The organism is Mesotoga sp. Brook.08.YT.4.2.5.2. (genome assembly GCF_003351125.1).
In the GTDB taxonomy this organism is placed as follows: Bacteria; Thermotogota; Thermotogae; order Petrotogales; family Kosmotogaceae; genus Mesotoga.
Map to the genome: position 1 here is coordinate 1 of NZ_JPGZ01000017.1, position 16,740 is coordinate 16,740.

Here is a 16,740-nt window from a genome sequence, read left to right on the forward strand (position 1 = left end):
CGTACGGTTTGAGGTGGCAGGAGATGGAAACGGATGAGATGACCCGCTTGAGGGGGACACTCTCCCGAAAGGGGAGTAAACAGCCTGGCCTCACAAGGTCTGTACTTACACCGCGCCATTTCTTGACCCTACCGTTCTTAAGATCGGTGGAGCGTGGAGAGTTGTTAACAACCGCCAGTCGCCTCCGGCGCCAGTATCGCTTCACGATGCCAGTACGACTCCGTCTCGCAAGCAGACTGGCGAAGGCGAAGCCTTTACTGGCCGTTCTTTCGCTCTTCTGAACCAAAAACAAAGCTCCTAGCTCCGGAACGGAGAATTTGGGCGCAGCGCGTTGGAACTACTCTTCTGCTCTAAAAGGACAGCTCTTCACGCCCTTCTATGAACTATCTCAATCAACGCTGCAGGACTCAGGACAGTTATGAAATCAGCGGGAAAGTGTTTCGCATTCCCCGTAACGATCGGACTGTTAGTGGCTCTAGAGACTTCAACAAAAGGTAAATCCGATAGATCTGGAAGCTCCAAAGAGACAGGTTCGGGAGTCACAAAAAAACCGACCCTAACAAAGAAATCCAGAAGCGCCCGGACATCGTCGCTCCTGAATCCAAATCTCGGTCTTTGAAGAACCCTCTCGTATTCATCGATAATTCTTGCATCGAAACAGGGAAGAACACGACTCGAGAGAATACAATTGAGAACACCTGCGGGACTTCCGTGAGGATTTATTAGAGACGCGACAAGGACGTTTGTGTCTACTACTATCTTCATCTATCTGCTTTTCTGCTTTCAGAGATCTCTCTCTCAATCTCCTCTGAAGAAAGACTATCAAGACCGTTCTTCAAAGACTGGAGTCGCATTCTTTCGACCGCGAGTTCAGCTTTTGCCCGGGAAATAGCTTTTATGAGAAATTCGAGATCCTCGTCCGCCCTTATCATTATTGCCTTAGGCTTCCCGTTAACCGTAACGATAACCTCCGATCCCTCATCAAGCGTTTTCCAGACCGCTGAGGGATTGCTTCTCAGGTCTCGAGTCGCTATGTACTTCATAAAACCACCTCCTGTACAAGTATATTGTACAATAAGACCTACATAATTACCTACGCAATCGCGAACACCAGTCGCGCCGGCGGGGTGGATCAGAGGTAAGAGGGATGAGGATAGAGGTAAGAAGATCAAGATCTTTGCGCTCTTCCAACCTCTAGCCTGTCGCCTCTAACCTCTGCTCTCCCTTCTCGTCGCGCCAGTTCAGCTTCGCGGGCAAAAGATCGATGGAGCGTGAAGCTGAGACAAAGAGCATCGAGACGTTCGCTTCGCTAACGAGAAAGCGAAAATGAAGACTGACGGGCTCTTTGAGTCCCTGTTTTCCACCCGGGTTTTAAGGAAGGGGAGAAAGCGAACTTTCAGGGAAATAAATTTCGCTGTTTTTTGAGAAAAATGGAAACTCCTTTCCCTAAAAAGTTCATTCGTATAAAGCAACTGACAGGGAAGAGAAGATAGCGGATTTTTAGAAAATGCTCCGGAGAAGAGGATTATCCTTTCCGTTATCAAACAGAGTATAATATTTTCTTGAAAGCACTTTCAAGATCTAGATGTCCTTAGTCTCTACCACCTGACAACTGATATAAGCATTCTTCAATAGGCTATTATCATAGTCTTCGTAGCTATTAGAAGCATATTAAGCTTTTACTAGGATTCATAACACTGGAAATTGAAAGCACTTCTTCGAGCATATGCAGGATTTTGTTTTTTGGCACACCCTTGCAAGATAGTGTGTGGATGAAAAACCATCAAGTAGGAGGGAGAAGTTATGAAGAACAGAAAAAGAGGATTTTCACTGGTTGAACTGTTGATAGTGCTCGCAGTTATCGCAGCATTGATTGCAACAATCACCCCCGTGGCACTGAATGCTATCAAAAAGGCCAAGGCAACTCAGGTTGCTCAGAACCTTAAGACTCTCGCCACTGCGCTTGAGAACGCGGCATATGTGAATGGAGCAGATGCCAGTGGAATAAAGAAACCTGATGGAGGTTACTTCACAGCAACAGATGATATCAAATTACTTGCAAGAGATGTTGACAAAGATCTTTACGGTATATGGTACGCAGAAGTAGATGACGGAAAATTCAAAGTGTCTGTCTTTACCAAAGAAGCTGTCGATTTCACGACTTCACAGGGTGTTCTTAAAGATCTCACTAAAACAACACCAAGTACCTATCTAGCAGGCAAAACTCCAACTAAGCTCGGTTTAAATTCTGATAGCCCATTCAGTTTTGGATATAACTTCGAATTCATAGTATATTGATTTCTACAAATAAAAAAAGGCCTTCAAATGAGGGCCTTTTTTATTCCTGATTTTTGGCACACCCTTGCAAGGTAGTGTGTGGATGAAAAAACCATCAAATAGGAGGGAGAAGTTATGAATAACAGAAAAAGAGGATTTTCACTAGTTGAACTTTTGATAGTGCTCGCAGTAATCGCAGCATTGATAGCCACAATCACCCCCGTGGCAATGAATGCTATCAAAAAGGCCAAGGCAACACAGGTAGCACAGAACTTGAAGACACTAGCTAGCGCGCTTGAGAACGCGGCGTATGTGAATGGGATAAATACCGACGGAACGATTAAGAAATCAGGAACAACTACGGGGTCAATCGCGCTAGCTGATCTTGGAAGAGATATAAATGGTGAAGAATATGGTGTTGCGTATACTATGACTACAGGGGGAACAGTACAAGCTGTAATCTTTGCAAAGGTCGATGCAGACAAAGCTGAAGTTGAAAAAGCTCTCAACAGTGTCAAAGAAGCTACTGCTACGGGAGATGATACTATTAGTTTCACAATGCCTGACAGTTCAACAAAGACGTACGCCAATCTCTCGGTAAGGCCTAGCGGGAGCACAGTAAGTATATCTAGCGGGACGAAACTCTTGTACTATTCGATAGAATTCACCATCTATTGATGCCCAAAGGTTCACTAATGTGCTTTGAGAATAAATAGCCCTCGCGATTGAGGGCTTTTTCCGCATTCTGTTTCTTGGCACACCCTTGCAAGTTAGTATCTGGATGAAAAAACCATCAAATAGGAGGGAGAAGTTATGAAGAACAGAAAAAAAGGATTTTCGCTAGTTGAACTGTTAATAGTGCTCGCAGTAATCGCCGCATTGATCGCCACCATCACCCCCGTGGCAATGAATGCTATCAAAAAGGCCAAAGCAACTCAGGTAGCGCAGAACTTGAAGACTCTCGCCACTGCGCTTGAGAACGCGGCGTATGTGAATGGGGTAGACAGCAATGGACGTATTGTGGGAGTAACTAAACTAAGTGATCTTGGAAGAGATATAAATGGTACTTATTACGGAGTTGCCTACACGGAAACAACCTCTGGAAAATTCAAAGCGGTAGTATTCACAACAGACAGTGTGGATGAAGAAGAAGTGATAAAAGTTCTAAAAGATGCAACAAAGACTAGCTTTAGCGCTTCATACAATACCGCAGACTACTTAACTGGAGGCAAGACTGATAATACTGACATGACCGTTCGTTACGAATTCGAATTCACAGTATATTGATAGGTCATAAAACTCAAAAAGCCCTCTTCGGAGGGCTTTTTTATTTGTCCACTAACCCTGTGGCAATAATGCCAAGTATTGAGCAATCGTTTTGAAGGGAATGTTCTTCAATATACTTTCACGTTCAACGGCTATTGATCTTATCAATTATTAACGTCCTCAATGGGGCTTTCTTTCATTCCTGCTTTTTGGCACACCCTTGCAAGATGGTTTGTGGATGAAAAAGCATCTAATAGGAGGGAGAAGTTATGAAGAACAGAAAAAGAGGATTTTCACTTGTTGAACTGTTGATAGTGCTCGCAGTAATCGCAGCATTGATCGCCACCATCACCCCAGTGGCAATGAATGCTATCAAAAAGGCCAAAGCAACACAGGTAGCACAGAACTTGAAGACACTCGCCAGTGCGCTTGAGAACGCGGCGTATGTGAATGGGGTAGATGATAATAAGAAGATCAAAGGGCCTGATGGTAATGAGGAGATTAGGATTGATGATCTGGCCAGAGATCTTCCAAAGAAAGATAACGATCATCTCTATGGTTTTGCCTACACGCAATCATCTGGCAAATATGATGTCGTTGTTTTCTATACTGGAAAGGATGCTAACGCAGACAGTGTCAAGGACGTTCTAAATACATCAGATGTAGGCTATACTTCTACGAATTTGGACGAAGATAATCCTAATAATTTCGTAGATGATGGAGCAGAATACAAAGAAGAAACTGGATACATTTATTACTACTTTGATTTCACGGTCTATTGATTCCACTAATGAAATGGCCCTCCGTGGGAGGGCTTTTTTTATTTCTGTTTCTTGGCACACCCTTGTAAGATGGTGTGTGGATGAAAAACCATCAAATAGGAGGGAGAAGTTATGAAGAACAGAAAAAGAGGATTTTCACTTGTTGAACTGTTGATAGTGCTCGCAGTAATCGCAGCATTGATTGCCACAATCACCCCCGTCGCACTGAATGCTATCAAAAAGGCCAAGGCAACTCAGGTTGCTCAGAACCTTAAGACTCTCGCCACTGCGCTTGAGAACGCGGCGTATGTGAATGGGGTAAATGATAATAAGGAGATCAAAGGACCTGATGGTAATTCGAAGATTAGCATTGATGATCTGGCCAGAGATCTTCCAAAGAAAGATAACGATCATCTCTATGGTTTTGCCTACACGCAATCATCTGGCAAATATGATGTCGTTGTTTTCTATACTGGAAAGGATGCTAACGCAGGCAGTGTCAAGGACGTTCTAAATGCATCAGATGTAGGCTATACTTCTACGAATTTGGACGAAGTTAATCGTAGTAATTTCGTAGACAGTGGTGGAGCAACATACGAAGAAGAAACTGGATACATTTATTACTACTTTGATTTCACGGTCTATTGATTCCAGTAATGAAATGGCCCTCCGTGTGAGGGCTTTTTTTATTTCTGTTTTTTGGCACACCCTTGTAAGATGGTGTGTGGATGAAAAACCATCAAGTAGGAGGGAGAAGTTATGAAGAACAGAAAAAGAGGATTTTCACTTGTTGAACTGTTGATAGTGCTCGCAGTAATCGCAGCATTGATTGCCACAATCACCCCCGTCGCACTGAATGCTATCAAAAAGGCCAAGGCAACTCAGGTTGCTCAGAACTTGAAGACTCTCGCAAGCGCTATTGAAAACGCGGCGTATGTGAATGGAGCAGATGCCAGTGGAATAAAGAAACCTGATGGAGGTTACTTCACAGCAACAGATGATATCAAATTACTTGCAAGAGATGTTGATGCTAATAAATATGGTATAGCGTACAAAGTGTCTACAGATTCTACAAACGCAGGGAAAGTCCAAGTATATGTTGTAACCAATGAAGATGTCTCTGCTGATGAAGTACAAAAGGTTTTAGAAACTGCTACTAAGACAAATTTGCCCAGTTTTGATGGTTACGTCAAGCTTGGCAAAGACAGTTTTACAGGTTCCGTTCTTCAATATACTTTCACGTTCAACGTCTATTGATCTTATCAATTATTAACGCCCTCAAATGAGGGCGTTTTTCTCATTCCTGTTTTTTGGCACACCCTTGCATAAGAGTGTGTGGATGAAAAACCATCAAGTAGGAGGGAGAAGTTATGAAGAACAGAAAAAGAGGATTTTCACTAGTAGAACTGTTGATAGTGCTCGCAGTAATCGCAGCATTGATCGCCACAATCACCCCCGTCGCACTGAATGCAATCCAAAAGGCCAAAGCCACCCAGGTGGCACAGAATCTCAAGACTCTCGCAAGTGCGTTTGAGAATAAGGCTTATGTAGATGGGGCTAATGCAGCTGATGGTCTGGCGAAACTGTCAGATATTGCGCGCGATGTTTCGAGCGACTACATTCTATACTATACGCATACCGCTGGAACATTCACATGTGTCGTTGCGTTTACGCCAACGGATTCAGTAAATCCTGATAAGGTAATAGAAGTCCTCCCAACTGCGGTGAAAGTTGCTCCTTTTCCTGCCATTTCAAGCTGGAAGACCTTGACGAAAAGCAACACCGGTACGAAAGCTGGAGCACTTAGTAGTAGTGATGGACAAATCTTCTATCCTTTCATTTACAGCGTTTATTGATTCTTAGAAACGTTCAAAGAATACCAGGCGGCTCTCTTAACTGAGGTCCTTTTTTTATTCGTGTTTTTTGGCACACCCTTGCATGTTAGTATCTGGATGAAAAACCATCAAATAGGAGGGAGAAGTTATGAAGAACAGAAAAAGAGGATTTTCACTTGTTGAACTGTTGATAGTGCTCGCAGTTATCGCAGCATTGATCGCCACAATCACCCCCGTCGCACTGAATGCAATCCGAAAGGCCAAAGCCACCCAGGTTGCTCAGAACCTTAAGACTCTCGCAAGCGCTATTGAAAACAAGGCTTACGTTGATGGCTCAAGTGCACTAACCTCAACACTCTCTATCAGTTTACTTGCAAGAGATGTAAAGGTCGAAGATTATGGTGCATACATACTTCCAGGAACCGGAGGATCCTACACAGTATCAGTATTCTATGTTGGTGCAGATTCCGATTTCACTTCCGTTAAGGCTGTTTTGGACAATGTCACTAAAGGTTCAATAACAACTGGTACAGGTGGATTCTATCTTAGTGGAGGTCTATCATCTACAAATGGAAACACAATAAAATACGTATTCCCGTTCACAGTATATTGATAGATCATAAAACTCAAAAAGCCCTCTTCGGAGGGCTTTTTTATTTGTCCACTAACCCTGCGGCAATAGTGCCAAGCATTAAGGAATTCTTCCCAATTCCTCACGCATTGATTTCACAAAAAAACAGCCTTCGCCTTTTTCTCTCTCGATGCAGAGCTAAAGTTGCACTTCGCAGTTCCCTATTGCTTGATTTCTAATAAATCAAATTCTCTGTATCCCTCAACCTATAACGTTTCTCAATCTACACTAAGCCTATTCCCGAAACCTGTTGAACCTCTCCAAACGATCCAAAATCCAACCTTCGTCTTTATCCTCACTCTCGATCATCAAACGCGAATTCATCTCTCCCTAGGTCCTCCAAAGCGGCAGACCACAACGCCCTAGCTTTCAAAACATAAGTCTTTGCTTCGACACCTTTCCCTTCCAGAGATCTCCCCCTCCGAGCAGAGAAGCGACCCTATCGTATCTCTGGACATAGCCGCTGAAATCGAGCGTGAGGTAATTCCTGCGATACTCCAGCCCACCCCGGAGAATTATCGTATATTCGACCTCCAGTCCAAAGAGATAAGACGGCTCGACTATCTCTTCGGCGCCGTGCATAAGAGTATTGGGCCTCAACCCACAACCAATAAAGAGAACCAGACCGTCTCTTTCAACGAGCTTTATAAATGACGAATTAAAGGCAGTCAGGAGTGCGATCCATATGATGATCTGCCGTAAGCTCATCTGCCAGAGGGGCCATGGCGTAGACAGAATGCGTAGCATGAACGCTTCTCACCACCCCGTGACTTCTTCTGAAAGCCTCCGAGATCGCGCCCACATTCGACGGCGTCTTCTCATGATCGGAAATCTGGCTGAGCCGCGTAACAGACCTGAACGATAGCGCGAGCATCATAACAGTAATCCCTCTTTTTGAAGACTCTTCAAAGCCTCGACCACAGACTCTGCCCCGCCCTGCACAAAGCTCATCGAAGAAAGCGAAGAATGGATAAGGACTAACTTATAATCGCCTATCAAATGGACAATCGAATCCTCAATCTTCCCCTGCTCATCAAACATCTCTTCTATCTTCTTAACGCCCTTAAGAGCCGTGGTGGGTTGTGCGTTGTGGGCTGTCGGTAAGAGCCGAGAAAGAACATCGAGAGTTCGCTTCGCCCACGAGAGGACGAGAACTCCTCTCTCCTGTTTCTCGTACTCTCTCCTCATCTCGTACTCTCGATGCTCTTCTTTGAAACAGTAACACTCCGTCACTTCGTGGCCCTCCTCCCTCAAGGGAGGACCTAAGATCATCATCCAAAGAGCTTGATAGGTCTTGAAGCTCTCGCTCTGCTCGGACCGGAGAACGGTGAACCGATAACGGATAACCTTTCTTATTCAACTTGCAACTTGTCACTTGCAACTGTTTCAAAGATCGAGATTCTGACCAGAAGCGTGTCAGAATGACGAAAAGCAAGAAAAGACAGTCATCCCGTAGAGCCTGCCCTGAAATGCTCCTGTTCAGGGATTCTGTTTCAGGCAACTATTAAGATCTCCCATGCGGATCTGCCTTCTCTTTGCTATTCATAGTTTCGAATGGTTTCTCTCGAAGCAAAGCTTCATCTCAAACTCAAAGCGACTTCTCGTTCTCTCGTTCTGGTCTCGCTTCGTCGGAGAACCGATAACGGATAACCGTTCCTGCAACTTGCAGAGCCTACAAGTCTAAGATGCTATAATATTCGTGAGGTGTTGACGATGGATTACAAGGACTTCATTCATTCAGATTCAAGAATAATGCTTGGCAAACCAGTAATCAAGGGAACAAGGATAACTGTCGAGCACATACTTTCAGAACTTACGGCCGGAATGGAGATTTCTGAAATCGTTGAAGCGCATCCTTCATTAGACAAAGAGAAGGTCAGGGCAGCAATCGCTTATGCTCTTGATGTATTACGCAACGAGGACGTGTACTCTCTTGCCGAAAAGAAGTGAAACGCTTTCCTTACTCGCTGATGAGAACATCGATCAAAGGTTAGTATCTAGCCTAAGGCTAGCCGGTATCTCTGTGTACTCAGTAGCAGAATCGGCTACAGGAATCACAGATGAGGAAGTTATGGGACTCTCAAAAGATTTAGGCGCGTTGATCTTGACAGATGACAAAGACTTTGGGGAGATAGTGTTCAGAAAACAGAGGAGTTGTCCTGGCATTGTTCTCCTTAGACTTACTGGTGTGGATTATTCCTGCAAAGCAGACCAGGTAATACAAGTTATAAAAAAGTATGGTAGTGAAATGATCGGCAAATTCGTTGTGATAACTGCAGAAAGAGTCAGGATACGGAAGTTCTTGCCCGGAGCAAAATAAGTCCGTCATAGTACTATCCTTACTCTTGAGTGTCCCGCTTTCAAGGCCTTCTACTTTGAGCATTCGCGCACCGTATACTGCCAGCTCTTAACGAACAACATCTAAAGCTCAACGAAGAATTACATTGCTCAAATAGAAATGATGGGGTCTCCTTTTTTATGCTACTTGCACCTTTAGTTCCGACCTCAGAACCAGTTCTGATATCAGAACACTTTCAGTACGCATCAAAAAACCCTCGAAACCCCTAGAGAGTGCTGCGTTGCGCGTAGGAGCGAGCAAATGCATTCAAAGTTGATTGTGAATAGCAAAAAAGAGGGACTGACAAGTCCTCAAATGAATGTGCCCACAAACAGCGGCTTCTCGCTGGACGCTGACCGCTGTAAGCGAAAATAGGGATAGACGGGCTCCTGACGTCTGTACCGTTTTTCGCGTCCTCTCGCCTTCTCTTCCTCTCTCCTCTTCCCGCTCTTTCAGCTCTTGCCAGACCCTAGACCCCATACCCCAGACCTGGTTCGTACCAAGAACTTGGACGCGAAGCGTCGGAACGAAGAACTGCTCTTCTCCCGCTCTTCCCAAGGACGGCTCTTCGCTCGCCAACTAAATCACTGCAATTCATGATACAATTTTCATGAACATCGGCAGATACAGAATGATGCAGGTATTCGTTGAGAGTGTTGTTGAAGAGGTGAGATTATTGAACTCAACAAGGCATCAACTGCCTCAGAAGAAGATTATTAAAATAGATGAACTCAAAGACATGGGATATAGCTTCTATCGTATCAAGAAGCTTATCGAGGAGAATATCCTTAAGAAACTGACACGCAAAAGCTATGAAAATCTAATCTACGAGGGTGAGGAATCAGACTTCTACTATGTCAATGCTTATGTGCCAAGGGGCGTGATCTGCCTGATTAGCTCGGCAATCTATTGGCAGCTTACCACAGAACGTTCCACAGCAATAGACGTGGCGATTCCCAGGAGCGACAGGATTTATACGATGCCAGAGTGGCCTCAGATTCAACTTTACTATTACAACGACATACGATACAAAACCGGAATCATGACTATTCACGAAGACTCGAATCAGTTCTCCATTTATGACCCGGAAAAGACTGTAATCGACATTCTGCAATATCGCGAAAGACTCGGCATTGAAGTCGCAAAGGAAGTGCTTGTTCAGTATCTCGCAAAAAAGGATCGAAACCTGAACAAACTATACAGATATGCCAAGGAACTCGGCAATTCAAAGATACTGAGAACCTATCTGGAGGTACTGCTATGAACAAGGCAGCATCTGTAAAAGCCCGGCTAAGAAATCTAGCCGAGAAGCAAGGCAGGAGTTATCAGGATCTACTGCAAATCTATGCGCTTGAACGTACCATATACAGATTATCCATATCTCCCCACAAAGACGAATTCACATTGAAAGGTGGGATCTTTCTTTATGCGCTATTTGAAGGGCGGTTCCCGCGATCAACAACCGATATAGATCTGCTGGGGCAGAAAATCAGCAACGAAAGGGAATCTCTCGAGAAGGTTTTCTATGATATCTTCTCGGTAGATACCGACGACGGGATACGCTTTGATCTGGAAAGCATGAACCTACGTTCCATTGCAGGTGCAAAACAATACCCCGGTACTCGGGTAACCATTACGGCCTACTTGGAGCGAACAAGACTATCCATAACCGTCGATGTCGGATTTGGCGACTGCATAACACCGGAGAGAGTTCAGATGGAATTCCCGGTTCTGCTGAATGATCCGCAGCCGGTTGTCTTTGCATACTCAAAAGAATCGGTTATCGCAGAAAAACTGGAAGCGATAGCCTCGCTGGGTTTTCTGACCAGTCGCTACAAAGACTTCTACGACATCTTTTTGCTGTCCAGGTTCTTCCGTTTCAATGGCACAACACTGCAAGCCGCAATTGGGGAAACATTTAGAAATCGTGGCACACCGATGGAAGAGATCGTCGCATTCGAGAAGCAATTCACTTCCGATTCACTCCATCAGCGAAGATGGACAGCCTTCGCTAAAAAGAAAAACACCACGTTTTATGCATTTCTTGAGGAAGTTATAGGTCAAATCAAGAACTTCCTTGTACCTGTACTTGAAGCTCTGCAAAGAGACGAGATCTTCGCCTCACACTGGGAGCCTGATGACCTAAGCTGGAAATGACCACTGTATTTGTGGAGTTTGTAAGAGCCGGGAAAGAACAGCGAGAGTTCGCTTCGCTCACGAGAAGACGAGAGCGAAAATAGGGACTGACAAATCTCTTCATGTCTGTCCCATTTTTCGCGTCCGCCCTCTCTTCTCTCTCTTCCCAAGGACGGCTCTTGAAAAAATGGAGTCCCTATTTTTGACAAATTTACGAATAGCAGAGGCGAAAAACAAGAATGCATAGAAAGTCAAATCTGATTTGAAGGATTATCTACTTGGCAGATGAAAGAAAGTGCCCTCAACACTTCCTCTAAACTTGATATCGAATCATTTCAGTATTTCGCTCTGAATGTTACTAACTCTTCTTCGGTCTCCCTATTGGTCTTCTTGTAAGTGAGACACCGAGCTCCTTCTCAAGATCGGCTACAAGATTCTCGGCAAACAAAGGCTTTCCAGAAAACGTATTTCCCCTGATTCTACTGAGAAAATCATCTTCATCCGGAAAGCCAAGAAACTCTCTCCAGCCTTCTGGATTCCAGTTGAGATCGAAATCCTTCAACGAAGAAAGTTGAATGTTCTTGCCGGAAGCTATTGAAACCTTAGAAGATAGAGCGTTGCCTTCAGAGACTTTCTCATCTGTCGTGATAGATCGGGGACGAACTTGCTCTTCACCTATGTCCACAGATTTACTGCCAGCATCTCTAGAAGAGCTATCGCTTTCATCGGAAACGTCTACCATCACACTCATACCAACGTGTTCCCTAGCGCTCGACCATTCATACTCCCAGGGAAAGTGAACCATCTTGGCCCGAACGGGATTCCTTTCAACATACTTGAGTGCCTCCAGGGCGTGATCGCGATGCAGGGGACATGAGTAGAAGCGCGCCTGCCAGAGATGGCCGGCTCTCCGGTTCTTCTTGTTGAAGTAGCTTGAGTACCGCATATTGGTGTACTTGAAGGTCATTGCAAGTGAATCGTTTCTAAGGGGAGCCGCTAAGAAATGCACGTGATTGGTCATAAGACAGTAAGCGTAGATCTTCATTTCATACTTTCTCGAATACTCACTGACGAACTCAATGTACTTCTTCCTGTCGGCAGAATCCTCAAATATGCTCTGCCTATAATTACCTCTTTGAGTAATGTGATGAACAACACCTTCGAATACGACCCGAGCTGACCTCGGCATCATCATCACCTCGAACCATAAAAATGAAAGAATCAATCGAGCAAACCCAGATTCTAACGCCTGGCTCAGATCCTGTCGTCCCGTAGTGCTTTAATACGGGATCTCGCTCACATTCAACACAAATTATATCAAAAATGGAGTCTGTCCCGTTTTTCGCTCTCTAGAACCTGCTGATCGCTGTGAGTGAAACCCTTCGCCAGTTCCGCTCCGCGGCCAAGAACCAAGAACCTGGACGCGAAGCGTCGGAACGAGGAACTGCTCTTGTTCCTAAAAATGGAGTCCCTATTTTTGTCGATCGCGAGCACCAGTCGCGGCGGGGTGGATCAGAGGTAAGGGTGATGAGGATAGAGGTAAGAAGATCAAGATCTTTGCGCTCTTCCAACCTCTAGCCTGTCGCCTCTAACCTCTGCTCTCCCTTCTCGTCGCGCCAGTTCCGCTCCGCGGCCTAAGAACCAAGAACCTGGACGCGAAGCGTCGGAACGAGGAACCGCTTTTGTTCCTAAAAATGGAGTCCCTATTTTTCACTTTTTTTCGACAGCTGATCGCTGGTAAGAACCGATTCTGAAAAAATGGAGTCTGTCCCCTTTTTTCGTTTTGTCCCCTTTTTTCGTTTTTTGATGTCTGTCGCTTTTTCGCGTCCTCTCGGCCTCTCTTTCTCTCTCTCTTCCTCTCTCCTCTTTCCCGCTCTTCCCAAGGACGGGTCCACGCTCTTGGACGAAGGTCGAAGGACGGCTCTTGAAAAAATGGAGTCTGTCCCTATTTTCACCTCTTTTCCTTTTTAACATTTTGTTCCTAAAAATGGAGTCTGTCCCCTTTTTAACATTTGGAAAACTATCGACCGCAAACGTGCTCCAACCGAACGAACACCTGTGTTACTGAATAATGGAGTCCCTATTTGTTCTAAGATCCGCTGAACGCTGTAAAACATGGTTCGCCGTTGACCGTTCAAGATCATGAACCCGTTCACCGAAAAGGCCGCTGTACGCTTAAGAACGAGAACCCGGTGATCGCTGTGAAATACGGTTCACCGTTGACCGACCGTTCAAGATCATGAACCCGTTCACCGAAAAGACCGCTGTACGCTTAAGAACGAGAACCCGCTGATCGCTGGTAAGAACCGATTCTGAAAAAATGGAGTCTGTCCCGTTTTTTTTTCTATTTTTGTCCCTCAATGAACAAATCACTAATGCTGCAGAAAGAACACAAGAGGAAAGTGGAATAAGTATCATTAATAGCGGCGTTAAATTGAACGATAATGGATACGAAGCAACCTTATCATTCCAAACACACGGGATCTCGCCCTGAAGAGCCGCTGCACACTTAAGAACGAGGACCCGCTGATCGCTGGTAAGAACCGATTCTGAAAAAATGGAGTCTGTCCCCTTTTTGCCCCGGGACTGACAGGCTCTTGATGTCTGTCCCATTTTTCGCGTCCTCTCTTCCTCTCTCCTCTTCCCGCTCTTCCAAGGACGGGTCCACGCTCTTGGACGAAGGTCGAAGGACGGCTCTCTGCACGCTCTTATGAACGAAGAACTGCTCTTGTTCTAAAAATGGAGTCCCTATTTTTAGCCCTCTCCTCTTCATGATCTTTCGAAGGACGGGTTCAAGATCTTGGACGAAGGACCAAGGACGTCTTCTTGCTCTTCTGAGGAATCAGGATGCGAAGCGTCGGAACGAAGAACTGCTCTTGTTCATAAAAATGGAGTCTGTCCCGTTTTTCGCGGCTGTGAAATGCGGTTCACCGCTGACCGTTCAAGATCATGAACCTGTCATTCGTCAAGACCCAGCACAGATTGTGACCAAGATCAAGTCTGGATGACGAAGTGAGTGGTTCTGATAGACAGCTTCTGTATGCTCCCGTTATTTGGGTCTAGGTCTTGTTTTTTTCTCCTGCCCAACCACCAACCTCTATCTGCAACCTCGGTCGAGTGTTCGTTCCACTTTATCATTCGGCTTGACAGAACTCACCCAAAACTATAAAATATTTATACTATATGGTAATCACTGTCAAGTCACGGAGAGGAGATCAAGTGAGATTAGAACTTTTTTTTGAAGAATCACCGGTCTTCACGACTCATGAACTAAAAGAATTTCTGAAGAAGAATGAAGCGAAGAGTCTTGAGAACTACAGCGTTCTTCTGAATTATCACGTTAAGAGAGGCCGTGTCCTCAAAATCTGTCGTGGTCTCTACGCAGTGGTGCCCCTTAACCAGAAGGTAGAACAATTCGCCCCTGATTCATTTCTCATTGCGGCAAAGAGAACGGAGGATGCGATTCTTGCTTATCATACGGCTCAGGAATTCAATGGGAATACCTACTCGCTTTTCAGTACCAGAACATTCTTGACTATGAAGAGTGTGCATCCTTTAGTTTTCAGGGAAATCGAATACATACCGACTCACCCCTCTCAGAACCTGCTTCGCTCAGACAACTACTTCCTACTCACAGAACAAGTGGATATAAAAGGTATAAACGTTCTTATAACCAGCAGAGAAAGAACGTTTGCAGATATGCTCGATAGACCCAATCTATGTGGCGGAATTGAAGAGGTCTGGCGTTCCCTCAAAATGACCGAGTATCTAAACACCGAAAACCTGCTGAAGTATCTGAGAGCACTTGACAACTCTACCACGAGTGCCAAAGTCGGCTTCTTCTTACAAAGACATCCGAAAATCACAGACAATGACCAGACTCTACTGAGAGAACTGAAAAAAATGATCCCAGTTTCGCCGCATTACTTTGATCGATCACGAGTTGACAGAGCAAGGTTGGTAAAGGAATGGAATCTCGTAATTCCTGAATACATATTGAATGAAAGGTGGGAAGAACAATGAGAATGTCCAGGGAGACTCTGTCCAGATTATCCGGTCAGACGGGCTATCGGCAGGAGATTATTGAGAAAGTCTCTCTACTGCTTTCATGGCTTGATCGCGCATCAAGTATCGATCGTCTTACAGGAAGTTTCGCTCTAAAGGGGGGAACGGCAATTAATCTATTCTTCTTGGAAATTCCAAGATTGTCGGTAGATATAGATATCAACTATATTGGATCACCCACTCGAGAAGAACTCGACCGTGACAGAAACGGTTTTGAGAACATCATAGAATCAGTATGCCACGAAGAGAGCCTGTCCATAAGAAACAAAAGGGATTCAGAAGCGGCCACCTCTTATTCATTGAGGTACGTAAGCTCCCTATCTTCTGGAGGAAATCTGTCTATTGACATAAACTACATGATGAGGGTTCCACTGTTTGAAATAGAAACAATGGATTCAAGGCAGGTAGGTAGTCAAATAGCCCGTAGAGTTCCATTAGTAAACAAGCTGGAAGTTTTCGCCTCGAAAATCGCGGCCTGCTTTTCGCGAAAAACAAGCAGAGACCTTTATGATGTATATCTGCTTGACAAGCAAATATACACCCTTGATCTTGAAAAACTCCGGCTTGCCTTTACGGTTTTTGGGGGGATGAATCGAGAAAACTGGCTCGAAATAGACGAAAAATCATTTCGAGTAAATAAGAATGACCTGAAAAAACGATTGCTGCCACTTCTAAGAGGCACACTTGACAAAGAAAAACTCGACATTCTTGCCAGTGATATCGAAAGATCTTGCGAGAAAGTAGTCTCCTATTTGCTGCCTCTGAAGGACAATGAAAGAGAATTCTTAAGAATCCTAAACGAAAAAGGCGAAATCAGACCAGAAATCATTACCGATGACAAAGAACTGTCAGATAGAATTAAAAAGCTGCCTATGCTCAAATGGAAAGCACTGAATGTTAGGCAAACTCTTCAAGGCTGATCAAAGAAGTCTCGTGAACTGTAACGCCCTTTTACTGTCATTCCGTCGCGCCTGCCCTGAAGTGGTCCAGTTCAGGGAAACTGCACGGGATCTGGTCTTGAAAACACTCCTAGGACCGAGATCCTGGCCTGAAGCACGCCAGGATGACCCAAAGCAAGAAAAGGCTGTCATCCCGATATGCAACTGATCGGGATTTGTTCTTGAGAACGCTCCAAAGACCGAGGTCCTAACCAGGGTGTGCCAAGAAGGCGAAGAAGGAAACTTCAAGCCATGCTTAATCGAAGATGAGGGAGGGCCCCTCGAAGCCGCCATGCAGGTGGAGGCTTCAAACCACCGTAAGCTGCTGTGGTAAAGAGCCATGGTAGTGAACGTTACGGGAAAAGGCGGGACAGCGATCCCGTCAGGTGAGTACCAGAGGAGACGAATACAAGTGAACCACCGTAAACGTGTCGTAAGGACCTTTAGTGTCATCAAAACCGGGAAGCCTGGTTATCCCGGGATAAGTCTGGAG

20 protein-coding genes are annotated in these 16,740 nt (G+C 44.9%); 14 read left to right on the forward strand and 6 right to left on the reverse strand.

The window, feature by feature from the left end:
* Positions 1-366: 366 nt before the first annotated feature.
* Both Q502_RS05625 and Q502_RS05630 read right to left on the reverse strand, forming a co-directional pair.
* Complete coding sequence (locus tag Q502_RS05625) at positions 367-765, reverse strand: putative toxin-antitoxin system toxin component, PIN family (protein WP_099830047.1); 399 nt, start codon at positions 763-765, stop codon at positions 367-369.
* Entirely contained in the window at positions 762-1,043 is a 282-nt protein-coding gene (locus Q502_RS05630) for a type II toxin-antitoxin system Phd/YefM family antitoxin (protein WP_099830048.1), read from the reverse strand. The genes Q502_RS05625 and Q502_RS05630 overlap by 4 nt, the downstream gene beginning before the upstream one ends.
* Positions 1,044-1,803: 760 nt before the next feature.
* Between Q502_RS05630 and Q502_RS05635 the strand changes: the two genes are divergently transcribed.
* The 8 genes from Q502_RS05635 (at position 1,804) to Q502_RS05670 (ending at position 6,752) form a co-directional block, all read left to right on the forward strand.
* Entirely contained in the window at positions 1,804-2,298 is a 495-nt protein-coding gene (locus Q502_RS05635) for a type II secretion system protein (protein ID WP_099830049.1), read from the forward strand.
* 114 nt (positions 2,299-2,412) lie between these two features.
* Positions 2,413-2,955: a type II secretion system protein gene (locus Q502_RS14595; RefSeq protein WP_243392331.1), complete on the forward strand. Its 543-nt coding sequence runs from the start codon at positions 2,413-2,415 to the stop codon at positions 2,953-2,955.
* Between the two features lie 135 nt (positions 2,956-3,090).
* On the forward strand, positions 3,091-3,564 hold the full coding sequence (locus Q502_RS05645; protein ID WP_099830050.1) for a prepilin-type N-terminal cleavage/methylation domain-containing protein: 474 nt from the start codon (positions 3,091-3,093) through the stop codon (positions 3,562-3,564).
* Positions 3,565-3,812: 248 nt separating this feature from the next.
* Positions 3,813-4,325 (forward strand): type II secretion system protein, encoded by a 513-nt coding sequence (locus Q502_RS05650; protein WP_099830051.1) that lies wholly within the window; start codon positions 3,813-3,815, stop codon positions 4,323-4,325.
* A 111-nt stretch (positions 4,326-4,436) separates the two neighbouring features.
* Positions 4,437-4,952, forward strand: a complete 516-nt coding sequence (locus Q502_RS05655; RefSeq protein ID WP_099830052.1) for a prepilin-type N-terminal cleavage/methylation domain-containing protein — start codon at positions 4,437-4,439, stop codon at positions 4,950-4,952.
* Positions 4,953-5,063: 111 nt separating this feature from the next.
* The gene (locus Q502_RS05660) at positions 5,064-5,561 is read left to right on the forward strand and encodes a type II secretion system protein (protein ID WP_099830053.1); all 498 of its coding nucleotides are present in this window, start codon (positions 5,064-5,066) and stop codon (positions 5,559-5,561) included.
* 113 nt (positions 5,562-5,674) lie between these two features.
* Positions 5,675-6,160 (forward strand): type II secretion system protein, encoded by a 486-nt coding sequence (locus Q502_RS05665; protein WP_099830054.1) that lies wholly within the window; start codon positions 5,675-5,677, stop codon positions 6,158-6,160.
* A 127-nt stretch (positions 6,161-6,287) separates the two neighbouring features.
* The gene (locus tag Q502_RS05670; RefSeq protein WP_099830055.1) at positions 6,288-6,752 is read left to right on the forward strand and encodes a prepilin-type N-terminal cleavage/methylation domain-containing protein; all 465 of its coding nucleotides are present in this window, start codon (positions 6,288-6,290) and stop codon (positions 6,750-6,752) included.
* 387 nt (positions 6,753-7,139) lie between these two features.
* Here the strand turns inward: Q502_RS05670 and Q502_RS05675 are convergent, their stop codons facing one another.
* From Q502_RS05675 to Q502_RS05685, 3 genes are read right to left on the reverse strand one after another with little or no spacing between them, the layout of a single operon-like run.
* Positions 7,140-7,517 (reverse strand): AAC(3) family N-acetyltransferase, encoded by a 378-nt coding sequence (locus Q502_RS05675; RefSeq protein WP_099830056.1) that lies wholly within the window; start codon positions 7,515-7,517, stop codon positions 7,140-7,142.
* The gene (locus Q502_RS15035; protein WP_099830057.1) at positions 7,429-7,647 is read right to left on the reverse strand and encodes an AAC(3) family N-acetyltransferase; all 219 of its coding nucleotides are present in this window, start codon (positions 7,645-7,647) and stop codon (positions 7,429-7,431) included. The genes Q502_RS05675 and Q502_RS15035 overlap by 89 nt, the downstream gene beginning before the upstream one ends.
* Complete coding sequence (locus Q502_RS05685; RefSeq protein WP_099830058.1) at positions 7,644-8,003, reverse strand: hypothetical protein; 360 nt, start codon at positions 8,001-8,003, stop codon at positions 7,644-7,646. Before Q502_RS05685 ends, Q502_RS15035 begins: the two co-directional genes overlap by 4 nt.
* A gap of 480 nt (positions 8,004-8,483) precedes the next feature.
* Between Q502_RS05685 and Q502_RS05690 the strand changes: the two genes are divergently transcribed.
* From Q502_RS05690 to Q502_RS05710, 4 genes are all read left to right on the forward strand, one after another.
* Positions 8,484-8,720 carry a DUF433 domain-containing protein gene (locus tag Q502_RS05690; RefSeq protein ID WP_006486348.1) on the forward strand — a complete coding sequence of 79 codons (237 nt, stop codon included), beginning with the start codon at positions 8,484-8,486 and terminating at the stop codon, positions 8,718-8,720.
* Positions 8,704-9,090, forward strand: a complete 387-nt coding sequence (locus tag Q502_RS05695; protein ID WP_099830059.1) for a DUF5615 family PIN-like protein — start codon at positions 8,704-8,706, stop codon at positions 9,088-9,090. Before Q502_RS05690 ends, Q502_RS05695 begins: the two co-directional genes overlap by 17 nt.
* 628 nt (positions 9,091-9,718) lie before the next feature.
* Positions 9,719-10,372 carry a hypothetical protein gene (locus tag Q502_RS05705; RefSeq protein WP_258002028.1) on the forward strand — a complete coding sequence of 218 codons (654 nt, stop codon included), beginning with the start codon at positions 9,719-9,721 and terminating at the stop codon, positions 10,370-10,372.
* Positions 10,369-11,265 carry a nucleotidyl transferase AbiEii/AbiGii toxin family protein gene (locus Q502_RS05710; protein ID WP_099830062.1) on the forward strand — a complete coding sequence of 299 codons (897 nt, stop codon included), beginning with the start codon at positions 10,369-10,371 and terminating at the stop codon, positions 11,263-11,265. The genes Q502_RS05705 and Q502_RS05710 overlap by 4 nt, the downstream gene beginning before the upstream one ends.
* A gap of 337 nt (positions 11,266-11,602) precedes the next feature.
* Here Q502_RS05710 and Q502_RS14600 read toward each other — a convergent pair whose 3' ends face one another.
* Entirely contained in the window at positions 11,603-12,433 is an 831-nt protein-coding gene (locus Q502_RS14600; protein WP_243392333.1) for a transposase, read from the reverse strand.
* A gap of 2,030 nt (positions 12,434-14,463) precedes the next feature.
* Here Q502_RS14600 and Q502_RS05730 point away from each other — a divergent pair.
* Both Q502_RS05730 and Q502_RS05735 read left to right on the forward strand, forming a co-directional pair.
* A complete protein-coding gene (locus Q502_RS05730; protein WP_099830065.1) occupies positions 14,464-15,267 on the forward strand; it encodes a type IV toxin-antitoxin system AbiEi family antitoxin domain-containing protein in 804 nt (267 codons plus the stop codon).
* On the forward strand, positions 15,264-16,229 hold the full coding sequence (locus Q502_RS05735; protein ID WP_243392334.1) for a nucleotidyl transferase AbiEii/AbiGii toxin family protein: 966 nt from the start codon (positions 15,264-15,266) through the stop codon (positions 16,227-16,229). Before Q502_RS05730 ends, Q502_RS05735 begins: the two co-directional genes overlap by 4 nt.
* Positions 16,230-16,740 lie beyond the last annotated feature (511 nt).

Bases quoted from the DNA above. Each gene is read 5' to 3' on its own strand.
- Q502_RS05630 (WP_099830048.1), bottom strand. From the start codon at position 1,043: ATGAAGTACATAGCGACTCGAGACCTGAGAAGCAATCCCTCAGCGGTC.
- Q502_RS05690 (WP_006486348.1), top strand. From the start codon at position 8,484: ATGGATTACAAGGACTTCATTCATTCAGATTCAAGAATAATGCTTGGC.
- Q502_RS05675 (WP_099830056.1), bottom strand. From the start codon at position 7,517: ATGCTACGCATTCTGTCTACGCCATGGCCCCTCTGGCAGATGAGCTTA.
- Q502_RS05665 (WP_099830054.1), top strand. From the start codon at position 5,675: ATGAAGAACAGAAAAAGAGGATTTTCACTAGTAGAACTGTTGATAGTG.
- Q502_RS05650 (WP_099830051.1), top strand. From the start codon at position 3,813: ATGAAGAACAGAAAAAGAGGATTTTCACTTGTTGAACTGTTGATAGTG.
- Q502_RS05635 (WP_099830049.1), top strand. From the start codon at position 1,804: ATGAAGAACAGAAAAAGAGGATTTTCACTGGTTGAACTGTTGATAGTG.
- Q502_RS05710 (WP_099830062.1), top strand. From the start codon at position 10,369: ATGAACAAGGCAGCATCTGTAAAAGCCCGGCTAAGAAATCTAGCCGAG.
- Q502_RS14600 (WP_243392333.1), bottom strand. From the start codon at position 12,433: ATGCCGAGGTCAGCTCGGGTCGTATTCGAAGGTGTTGTTCATCACATT.
- Q502_RS05625 (WP_099830047.1), bottom strand. From the start codon at position 765: ATGAAGATAGTAGTAGACACAAACGTCCTTGTCGCGTCTCTAATAAAT.
- Q502_RS05705 (WP_258002028.1), top strand. From the start codon at position 9,719: ATGAACATCGGCAGATACAGAATGATGCAGGTATTCGTTGAGAGTGTT.
- Q502_RS05735 (WP_243392334.1), top strand. From the start codon at position 15,264: ATGAGAATGTCCAGGGAGACTCTGTCCAGATTATCCGGTCAGACGGGC.
- Q502_RS15035 (WP_099830057.1), bottom strand. From the start codon at position 7,647: ATGATGCTCGCGCTATCGTTCAGGTCTGTTACGCGGCTCAGCCAGATT.
- Q502_RS14595 (WP_243392331.1), top strand. From the start codon at position 2,413: ATGAATAACAGAAAAAGAGGATTTTCACTAGTTGAACTTTTGATAGTG.
- Q502_RS05660 (WP_099830053.1), top strand. From the start codon at position 5,064: ATGAAGAACAGAAAAAGAGGATTTTCACTTGTTGAACTGTTGATAGTG.
- Q502_RS05655 (WP_099830052.1), top strand. From the start codon at position 4,437: ATGAAGAACAGAAAAAGAGGATTTTCACTTGTTGAACTGTTGATAGTG.
- Q502_RS05645 (WP_099830050.1), top strand. From the start codon at position 3,091: ATGAAGAACAGAAAAAAAGGATTTTCGCTAGTTGAACTGTTAATAGTG.
- Q502_RS05670 (WP_099830055.1), top strand. From the start codon at position 6,288: ATGAAGAACAGAAAAAGAGGATTTTCACTTGTTGAACTGTTGATAGTG.